Below are 10671 nucleotides of genomic sequence, written 5' to 3'. Positions count from 1 at the left end.
TTAAGTCAAATTGGTATTAACACTCTCTACCTAAAGTTTGAGTCAATAAAGCGCGGATAAATGATTACACTGCTCAATAATCTGCTTTTCAGAAAATAGCTGCGGTATAAAATATAATAAACTACTAGGAAGCTGGGATGCTGAGCGTGGCGCCGAAGTGAAATTTGTTACGGCTTCCAGCTCATGAAACGCATCGTGCCATGTCGGAACGGCCTTGCGTAATTGCTCATAGCATATTGTATTTATCTCAAAATTCTCGAAGTATTCATCGATTAAGCAAAGCGGCTGGTTGAGATTAAGAGAATCAAGCAATTCTCGAGAAAAACGCTGCTGAGCTGGATTAGCGTCATTAAAAAAGTGTCCTGGCAAGTTATGGCCGATAATTAGGTCTTTACTCTCAAACAAGCTATTGGTGTACAACAAAGCAGTAAGAACGAGGTATGTGTCGTACCTAGCCAAGCTAACCCCTTGGAGAAGTGCGCTATGCTTGCTGAGATCCACTGTGGATCTTAGTCGTAGAGTGCGCCAAAACTCATGCTTTTGACTGGGTAACTCTTGATGAATTCCTGTGCTTGCTAGCCTCTCTTTCCAACTTGATATAAAAAGCTCAAATCCTTCAGTTTTAAACTGTTCCATTTCAAATGGCACATGTACCTCCTCATTTTTGTTCCGTGTTAAGGATTAACACAAACCCTAGAAGGTTTTGCATAATTAGCAATTACATGACATTACAGCTAAGTTCTGAGTGAGCGTTCAGACTCGTTTAAGTTCAGTGACTGAGACACGGGGTAAGAAGCTACATCAATTAACTGGATTAATACCAATGAATCTTAATAAACGAGAAGAGGTTGTTGATAACATAGTATTAAGTGAACACCTGTGCATCCATATTCATAGAGGTGAGGAAGAGGTATGACAAGGTGGGTAACAAAAAAGCCCGTATTTTTCAAAATACAGGCTTTTAATTGAAAAGGATTACTTGTATTCAACCTCGATGATTTCATACTCAACTAGGCCATTTGGCGTTTGAATATTCACTGTATCATCTAGCTCTTTGCCAATTAATCCACGCGCAATTGGAGAGTTAACAGAAATTAAGTTATTTTTAATATCTGCTTCATCATCACCAACAATGCGGTAGCTAACTTCTTCGTCCGTATCCACATTAACGATAGTAACCGTACTGCCAAAAATAACCTTGCCGTTATTTTGCATTTTAGTTACATCAATTATTTGTGCAGTTGAAAGTTTCGCTTCAATTTCTTGAATACGGCCTTCACAAAAACCTTGCTGCTCTCTTGCTGCATGATATTCAGCGTTTTCTTTCAAATCGCCGTGTTCACGTGCTTCTGCAATGTCTGCAACAATTTTTGGGCGAACAACTTTTTTTAAATGATTCAGTTCTTCACGAAGCAATTCTTCGCCTCGCACTGTCATCGGAATTGATTGCATAAGTATCTCACTCATCGCCAGAGCATATGCTCTGGCTTTGTTCTTTTTAGTTCAAACGCTGGTGTAATTCTTGAACAGAGTTTACAGAGCTTCTGTCGTCAGCTGCATTCGCTGTACAGTTTGCAAACGCTGCATTTAGCGTAGTGGTGTAGTTAGTCTTATGCTGCAGTGCACCACGACGTAACACCTTCGAGTCTTCAATAGCTTGGCGACCTTCGGTCGTATTAACGATATAGCTGTACTCACCATTCTTGATACGGTCAAGAATATGAGGACGGCCTTCGAATACTTTGTTTACGCGACGTACTTCAATACCCGCTTCTTCAAGCGCTTTCGCCGTACCATTCGTTGCATCTAGCTCAAAACCAATGGCTTTCATTGTCTTAGCCAGTTCAACGACGCGTGCCTTATCACCATTACGCACAGATAGTAGCGCGCGGCCGCCACGTGGTAAAGTGTTTGATGCACCTAATTGGGCTTTTGCGAATGCTTCGGCGAAGTTTTCACCAACACCCATCACTTCACCCGTAGAGCGCATCTCTGGACCACGCATTGGGTCAACACCTAAGAATTTAGCGAATGGGAGTACAACTTCTTTCACGCTATAATAAGGAGGGATAACTTCTTTTGTTACACCCTGGCTTTCAAGAGACTGCCCAACCATACAACGCGCTGCTACTTTTGCCAGTGCAACACCCGTTGCCTTCGAAACAAACGGTACTGTACGTGCTGCACGAGGGTTAACCTCGATTAGGTATACTTTGCCATCTTTCACAGCAAACTGAGTATTCATTAGACCCACAACACCAAGCTCTAGCGCCATGTCACGTACTTGCTTGCGCATAACATCTTGAATATCTTGCGATAGAGAGTGTGCTGGTAATGAACATGCTGAGTCACCTGAGTGAACACCCGCCTGCTCGATGTGCTCCATAATACCGCCAATAATCACGTTTTCACCATCACAGATAGCATCAACGTCAACTTCGATTGCATCATCTAAGAAGCGGTCAAGAAGAACTGGTGCTTCGTTAGATACAGATACCGCCTCAGTCATGTAACGACGTAAGTCATCTTCGTCATATACGATTTCCATAGCACGACCACCTAATACGTATGATGGACGAACAACTAATGGGAAACCGATCTCTTGAGACTTAGCAACCGCTTCTTCTAGAGAAGTTACTGTCGCGTTCTCAGGTTGAAGAAGGTCAAGGCGCTCAACAAGTTGCTGGAAACGCTCACGGTCTTCTGCACGGTCGATTGCGTCAGGAGAAGTACCAATAACTGGCACACCATTCGCTTCAAGGTCACGCGCTAGCTTAAGTGGTGTTTGACCACCGTACTGAACGATAACGCCTTTTGGCTTCTCAACGCGTACGATTTCTAGCACATCTTCAAGTGTAATTGGCTCGAAGAATAGACGATCTGACGTATCATAGTCGGTTGAAACAGTCTCAGGGTTACAGTTAACCATGATAGTTTCATAGCCATCTTCACGCATTGCAAGCGCAGCATGAACACAACAGTAATCAAATTCGATACCTTGACCGATACGGTTAGGGCCGCCGCCGATAACCATGATCTTGTCTTTTTCAGAAGGTGCTGCTTCACATTCTTCATCGTAAGTTGAGTACATATAAGCGGTGTCTGAACTAAATTCTGCTGCACATGTATCAACACGCTTATACACAGGTAGAATTTCTAACTGATGACGCTTCTTGCGGATTTCTTTTTCAGAAACACCTGCAATCTCAGCGATGCGCGCATCAGCGAAACCTTTGCGCTTGAGGCGACGAAGGAAATCTTTGTTAAGACCAGCAAGACCCGCTTCTGCGATCTTAGTTTCATCTTTAATGATGTCTTCAATCTGCACTAAGTACCAGCGATCAATCTTGGTTAACTCAAATACATCTTCAACGCTCATACCGTGACGCATTGCATCTGCAATGTACCAAATACGCTCTGCACCTGGCTCACGTAACTCACGAATGATGGTTTCTTTTGCGTTTGGCGCATCAAGTGCAACAATCGGGTTGAAACCTGTTGCACCCACTTCTAAACCACGAAGTGCTTTGTGAAGAGACTCTTGTTGGTTACGACCAATCGCCATAACCTCACCAACAGACTTCATCTGAGTCGTTAGACGGTCATTTGCACCAGCGAACTTCTCAAAGTTAAAACGAGGGATTTTGGTAACAACGTAGTCAATTGAAGGCTCGAATGACGCCGGTGTCGCGCCACCAGTGATGTCGTTTTGTAGCTCATCAAGCGTGTAGCCCACAGCCAATTTTGCTGCAATTTTCGCGATTGGGAAACCCGTTGCTTTTGAGGCTAGTGCAGATGAACGAGATACACGAGGGTTCATCTCAATGATAACCATACGGCCATCCTTTGGATTCACACCAAATTGAACGTTTGAACCACCTGTTTCAACACCAATTTCACGTAGTACCGCCATCGAAGCATTACGCATTAGCTGGTATTCTTTGTCAGTTAATGTTTGTGCTGGTGCAACAGTGATTGAGTCACCTGTGTGAACACCCATGGGGTCAAAGTTTTCAATAGAACATACAATGATGCAGTTGTCGTTTTTGTCACGAACAACTTCCATCTCATACTCTTTCCAACCTAGTAAGCTCTCATCAATTAGAAGCTCATTAGTTGGTGAAAGGTCTAAACCACGTGTACAGATTTCTTCAAATTCTTCCATGTTGTAAGCAACACCGCCACCGGTACCACCCATGGTGAAAGAAGGACGGATGATACATGGGAAACCGATACGCGTTAGCACGTCTTTTGCTTCATCCATTGAGTGTGCAATCTCTGCGCGAGGACACTCAAGGCCAATGTTTTTCATCGCGATATCAAAACGCTCGCGGTTTTCTGCTTTGTCGATTGCATCTGCCGTCGCACCAATTAACTCTACACCGTGCTTAGCAAGTACACCATGCTTGTCTAAATCAAGCGCACAGTTTAGTGCTGTCTGACCACCCATCGTAGGAAGGACAGCATCTGGCTTTTCTTTTTCGATGATTTTTTCAACAACTTCCCAGTGAATTGGTTCAATGTACGTTGCATCAGCCATTTCAGGGTCAGTCATGATCGTTGCAGGGTTCGAGTTTACAAGAATGACTCGATATCCTTCTTCTCTCAGCGCTTTACAGGCCTGAGCACCAGAGTAGTCAAATTCACAGGCTTGGCCGATAACAATTGGGCCTGCGCCCAAAATCAGAATGCTTTTTATGTCAGTACGTTTTGGCATTATTACTCCGGTCTAATTAAGCGTTGCGAGATTGCATTAATTCAATGAAATGGTCGAATAACGGTGCTGCATCATGTGGGCCTGGGCTTGCTTCAGGGTGACCTTGGAAGCTAAACGCAGGCTTGTCAGTACGATGGATCCCTTGCAGTGTGCCATCAAACAAAGACTTATGCGTTGCACGTAGGTTATCAGGAAGCGTTGCTTCGTCAGCAGCGAAGCCATGGTTTTGTGCTGTGATCATCACAACGTTACGATCTAAGTCTTTAACCGGGTGGTTGCCACCATGATGACCAAACTTCATTTTCACTGTTTTTGCACCAGAAGCGAGTGCTAATAACTGGTGGCCTAGGCAAATACCGAAAATAGGTGTGTCTGTTTCTAAAAATGCTTTTATCGCGTCAATGGCATAAGTACATGGTTCAGGGTCACCAGGACCGTTTGATAGGAAGATGCCATCAGGGTTGAGTGCTAGGACATCAGCAGCGGAGGTTTCTGCTGGAACAACTGTTAGTTTACAGCCTCTGTCAACTAGCATTCTAAGAATGTTCTTTTTCACACCAAAGTCATAGGCAACAACATGAAACTTTTCATCTTCAGCGCGAAGTGTTTTAAAACCTTCGCCCAGAGTCCAGCTTGATTCACGCCATTCAAACTGAGTTTCTGTTGTCACTACTTTTGCTAAATCCATCCCTTTTAAGCCAGGGAATGCTTGCGCAGCTTCTAGCGCTTGTTGCTCGTCAACTTCATCACCTGCGATAATACAACCATTTTGGGCTCCTTTATCACGAAGAATGCGAGTGAGTTTACGAGTATCAATATCTGCTATCCCTAAGATATTGCGTTCTTTTAAGTAGTCACTTAATGACTGTTCATTACGGAAATTACTCGCAAGCAGTGGTAAGTCACGGATCACTAGGCCTTTTGCCCAGATTTTGTCCGCTTCCTCATCTTCGCTGTTAGTACCGGTGTTGCCGATATGTGGGTAAGTGAGCGTAACGATTTGTTCCGCGTATGAAGGATCCGTTAAGATCTCTTGATACCCCGTCATTGACGTATTGAATACTACTTCACCGACTGACATACCGTCAGCACCGATAGCAGTACCACGAAAAACCGTGCCGTCTTCAAGGACTAACAGAGCGGATTTAGTCAAGTTAACCTCCTAGATAGTAAAAAACGGGCGAAAGCAAAACGCTCAACATCCCGTCTACAAAGCGCTTGGTAACACGCAGTTATTAAAATTTTGGCAAATTCGTTATAGTCTACAGCATGAATCACATTTCGTCTAATTAAAATCACCAAAATTACAAAAATAAGCCTTTAAACTCTTTTTTTACTTTAAAGCCGCAAAATGATATGCTTACTTCTTTAAATCTAGGACATCTTGCATATCGTAAAGGCCTGCTGGTTTATCTTTTAACCATTGCGCAGCCCTTACAGCGCCTGATGCAAAGGTCAATCTCGATGCAGCTTTATGTGTTAATTCGAGTCTTTCCCCCATTGTTGCAAAGTAAGCGGTATGTTCACCTACTATATCACCCGCTCTAAGCACCGAATAACCAATCTCATGTTGTGATTTCGCTTCATGGCTGTGACTTCGGTCATAAACCGCAACATCGTCATGCTTCCAGCCTTTAGCTTCTGCTATCGCTTCACCAATAGCCAGTGCGGTACCTGACGGAGCGTCGATTTTGTGGCGGTGGTGTGCCTCAAAGATTTCAATGTCCATCTCGTCAGCAAGCTTCTGTGCCGCTGTTTGCACTAAATTAAGTAGAAGATTAATACCCACACTATAATTACGAGAAAAGACAATAGGTATTTCCTTTGCAGCCTCAACTAGCAGTTCCATTTCAGTTGTAGTAAGACCTGTGGTACCGATCACCATTGGCTTTTTAGCAGCAATCGCGGCTGATAGGTGTTGCTTCATTCCCTCAGGTAAAGTGAAGTCGATTAATACATCAACATTTTCAAGCGTATCTTGTTCAGAGCTAAAACGAATATTTGTGTCTGCCTTTGGCTGCAATTGAGTAATTGCTTTATCAAGGTATTGTGAACTTTCTCGAACGAAAGCGCAGATCAGCTCAGCTTGTTGCGATAAATAACAAGCTTCAATTAATGCAAGTCCCATTCTGCCATTCGCACCATAAATACCTATTCTTGTCATGTGTCACCCTTATTTTTACGATATTAATTATCCGAATGGTAGCAATTATGGCTAATCGGATATGTAGAAATGCGTTTTTGCAGGAGTAGAGTTTACCGTATCTGTATGTCATAGTCAGTCAAGTTGAAAATAATAAAACATTAGACTTTAGACGTCTAAACATATAAACTGCCGCGCTCGCTAACCTATTAGGGTTGAAAAAACTTCATCTTATTAGGCGTGTTTTGCGGTTTTACAGCCAATTATTGGCTGTGCTTTATGTTGGGGAGTGCTATGCAACCAAATTACAATCAAACAAAGGCAAAACTATCATTATTGCCACTGCTGACCTTTGTAGGGATTTTTCTTGGCGCAGGATTGTATTTACAATCACAGGGCGTCGACTATGCGTTTTATCAATTAAAAGCGCCCGTTGCTATTCTACCCGCCATTGTTTTGGCTTTTTTACTCAATAAAGATACCATAAACCGCAGTGTCGAAACGTTTATTCGAGGCGCTGGACACAGCAACATCATCACCATGTGCCTCATCTATTTATTGGCAGGTGCTTTCTCAGCCGTTGCAAGTGCAACAGGTGGTGTCGATGCTGTGGTTAACGCAGGTTTGTCACTTATTCCTCCAGCTTTCCTATTACCTGGCCTTTTCCTTATTTCCGCTGTCGTCTCTACTGCAATGGGAACTTCCATGGGCACAATTGGTGCGATTGGCCCTATTGCTGTTGCAGTGGCGATGAAAACGGGGATCGACCCTGCACTGATGGCTGGCACTATAGTATCGGGTGCAATGTTTGGCGATAACTTATCTATTATTTCTGACACCACAATTGCAGCCACACGAACCCAAGGCTGTGAAATGAAAGATAAATTTAGAGAGAATCTAAAGATAGCCCTACCTGCTGCGTTGTTGACTGTCTTGCTATTAGTATTTTTAACCCCAGAGCCGCAGGTTGTAGAAACCAAACCGTTTGATTGGCTATTAGTTTTACCCTATGCGTTTATCTTGGTCTTGGCAGTGATTGGGATTAATGTTTTTGTTGTTCTTTTTAGTGGCATTGTGTTTGCTGGCTGCATAGGTTTTGTGGGTGACTACCAAGGCGCAGCGTTCCTAAATGACGTCTACAAAGGCTTCAGTGATATGCAGGAGATTTTCTTACTATCTATGTTCATTGGTGGCCTATCCGAGTTTATTCGTATCAATGGCGGCCTCGATTTTTTAGCAAAGCAAATCCAAAAAATTACCAGTATCATTGCTAAATGGCACCGCCAAGTCGCTGATCAACTCGGTATTGCAGCGCTTGTATTAACCAGTAATCTATGTATTGCAAATAACACTGTAAGTATTATTGTTGCTGGCCCTGTTGCTAAAAAGCTAGCTGAAGACGGAAACATTTCAGCTAAGCGCTCTGCAAGCTTACTCGATATTTTTGCGTGCGTTATGCAGGGTTCTTTACCCTATGGTGCACAGGCACTGTTACTCGGTGCTACTTTTAAAATCAGCCCGTGGGATGTATCTAGTTCATCTTATTACTGTTTTATTCTAGCGTTCACTGCCATTTGTGTTATTTGCCTAAGAAGAAATAAAGCATAATTTATTTACTTTAAGCGCCCAACTTAGGGCGCTTTTGTTATACTTTCATTTTTAATGTTATCCGAATTAATAAATGAAACTCAATACGCTCATTACTTTATCCTCACTTGCTGTTAGCTCACTTAGCTATGCCGCTGATTGGAGCACTACACAGCTGCACGTCAACCACGGCGACTTTAAAAATCCCTTTAGCAAAAATGAAGCAACCACAACTGTTTATTCGCTTCAACATGCTTCAGGCTACCGCTATGGTGATAACTTCTTTTTTATCGATTACAGTAAAGATGATCTCACTGATGACTATCAAGATGGTGACTTTTATGGGGAGTGGTATTCAAGCTTCTCCATGTCAAAGATTGCTGATTTTAAGTCTTCTTTTGACGCTATAGCTGACGTTAGCCTAACAATGGGCTTCAATGCAGCTGGAGATGCTAAAGTGATGAAATACTTACCTGGTGTCAAAGTGAACTGGAACTTTGAAGGGTTCAACTTTTTCTCATCTACATTTACTCTCTATCAAGACGATAGCCAAGGGATCAGTCATGGCGGCGCTCCTAAGGAAAGTGATAGTTGGATGATAGATCTTGCATGGGGCTATCCTTTCAAAATAGGCGAACAAAAGTTCTATCTTACTGGCCATGTAGAATATATCGGCGAGCGAGAAAACGAGCTTGGTAATGATGTAAAAGGCTGGCTGCTCGCACAACCAATTCTTCAATGGGATCTCGGCTATGCGATGGGGATACCAGATAATCAGCTGATGTTAGGTGTGGAATGGCAGTATTGGCACAACAAACTTGGTACAGATACCAACGAATCCGTTCCTCAATTACACCTTGCATGGACTTTCTAAACCCAGTACCCATGATGCAGCGGCTACTAGCGTTTATGCTTCTTGTAGCCGACACTGAACTAAACTCCCTCTTGGCACCAAGACAAAACGAGATCTAGAGACTGCTTATTATCATCTAGTTTTCTGACACTTAGGTTCTTATAAGTGGCGAAATCTTGATATAGCGTAGTTAGTTTCGGCAACTGTAGCAGTGACACATACCTTGTTATGTTGTGGTGATACTCTGTTTTCATAAGCATAGGAAGGGAGTCTAATAAAAAAACTTGCTGTTCTTGATTCAACTCAGCAACCTGCTCAGCTCTTTTAACAGTAAGTTCTTGCCACATTAATACTGTTATTAACTCGCTGTCTTGGGTTTGATCAACGCGCATTTTCACTGTATTGACATAACGCTGATAGCCCTGCCATTGTTTTGACGCAATATAGCTATTGAGTAGGTTCAGGCCAACATAGCTGGCCTCGTAGTTCTCCCCCGACTTTTGGTGGTGTAGAAACGCCAGCCGATACAACTCAGCCGCTTTTTCATAATTTTCCCGATCAAAATATACGTTCGCTAAATTATTATGTAACGCTGCTTTAATATGTTCCTCTTCCCTATACTCGATAAGAGCTCTATCAAGAATCTCTTCAGCTTCATCCAACTGACCCGCTGTCCGATATAGTACAGCTAAGTTATTTATGATCTTTTGCTTTTGTTCATTTGTCGAAAATCGAATTGCACATTCATAGCTCTTCTCTGCCAGCTCAAACTTACCGGTCCTTCTAAAATAAATAGCAAGATAAGTGGCTATTTCACCTTTCTCATAGTTTAAATAATGTAACCAATCTTTATTTTCTGAGAAAAGGTTAATAATACTTTTGATTAACCCAACATCGTTTGCTCTAATTCCTGACTTGAGGCCGGCTAAATGAATTTCGTATAACCCTTTTGAAGGGGTTTTAGGCAGGACTGGCTGTACCTTGGTATATATTTCCAAAGCTTCGCTCGGATTAGACGCGTTTGCTCCCTGAATAGCCTGTAGTGTCTTGAATAGCTCGTTAGGCGTTAACACAACAAATGCAGAAAGCAATAATGCAACCTGTAGCACACAAATACTCCTATCGCGCCAGCTTAAACAATCATAATGAAGCTTAGTAGTTTACATCAAACTTATCACATAAAAGAGTAAAAATCTGACTCGACAATGAAGTTGATATTGTAGTGGGAGCGAATTTACCTCGCGATGTTACAAAGTAGGATGTTTTTATTCTTTTTGTTTGAGAGACCCAACAGCTCGGCGGGTAAACCGCCTCTTCCCTGTCCAGCACTTTGCTGGTGTTGTGGTGGGTGCGAGTTTACCTCGCGATGTT

The 10671-nt window shown here is 42.7% G+C and carries 8 protein-coding genes; 2 read left to right on the top strand and 6 right to left on the bottom strand.

Annotated elements, in window-relative coordinates:
* Positions 1–42 precede the first annotated feature (42 nt).
* From D9603_RS20120 to dapB, 5 genes are all read right to left on the bottom strand, one after another.
* On the bottom strand, positions 43–648 hold the full coding sequence (locus D9603_RS20120; RefSeq protein WP_128732658.1) for a hypothetical protein: 606 nt from the start codon (positions 646–648) through the stop codon (positions 43–45).
* Between the two features lie 327 nt (positions 649–975).
* Positions 976–1452 (bottom strand): transcription elongation factor GreA, encoded by a 477-nt coding sequence (gene greA, locus D9603_RS20115; protein ID WP_125253230.1) that lies wholly within the window; start codon positions 1450–1452, stop codon positions 976–978.
* 46 nt (positions 1453–1498) lie between these two features.
* Complete coding sequence (carB, locus tag D9603_RS20110) at positions 1499–4717, bottom strand: carbamoyl-phosphate synthase large subunit (RefSeq protein WP_128732657.1); 3219 nt, start codon at positions 4715–4717, stop codon at positions 1499–1501.
* 16 nt (positions 4718–4733) lie between these two features.
* Positions 4734–5870: a glutamine-hydrolyzing carbamoyl-phosphate synthase small subunit gene (carA, locus tag D9603_RS20105; protein ID WP_128732656.1), complete on the bottom strand. Its 1137-nt coding sequence runs from the start codon at positions 5868–5870 to the stop codon at positions 4734–4736.
* A 207-nt stretch (positions 5871–6077) separates the two neighbouring features.
* The gene (gene dapB, locus D9603_RS20100; RefSeq protein ID WP_128732655.1) at positions 6078–6881 is read right to left on the bottom strand and encodes a 4-hydroxy-tetrahydrodipicolinate reductase; all 804 of its coding nucleotides are present in this window, start codon (positions 6879–6881) and stop codon (positions 6078–6080) included.
* Positions 6882–7154: 273 nt separating this feature from the next.
* On the opposite strand from dapB, the gene D9603_RS20095 reads away from it, so the two are divergent.
* Positions 7155–8468 (top strand): Na+/H+ antiporter NhaC family protein, encoded by a 1314-nt coding sequence (locus D9603_RS20095; protein ID WP_128732654.1) that lies wholly within the window; start codon positions 7155–7157, stop codon positions 8466–8468.
* Between the two features lie 73 nt (positions 8469–8541).
* Positions 8542–9321, top strand: coding sequence for a nucleoside-binding protein (locus tag D9603_RS20090; protein ID WP_128732653.1), 780 nt, complete (start codon positions 8542–8544; stop codon positions 9319–9321).
* A gap of 59 nt (positions 9322–9380) precedes the next feature.
* On the opposite strand, the gene D9603_RS20085 is transcribed toward D9603_RS20090, so the two are convergent.
* A complete protein-coding gene (locus D9603_RS20085) occupies positions 9381–10409 on the bottom strand; it encodes a tetratricopeptide repeat protein (RefSeq protein WP_161972777.1) in 1029 nt (342 codons plus the stop codon).
* Positions 10410–10671 lie beyond the last annotated feature (262 nt).

It is taken from the genome of Pseudoalteromonas sp. PS5 (assembly GCF_004103255.1).
In the GTDB taxonomy this organism is placed as follows: Bacteria; Pseudomonadota; Gammaproteobacteria; order Enterobacterales; family Alteromonadaceae; genus Pseudoalteromonas; species Pseudoalteromonas peptidolytica.
The sequence above is the reverse complement of the archived record's forward strand: the minus strand, read 5'-3'. Positions and strand labels throughout refer to the sequence as shown.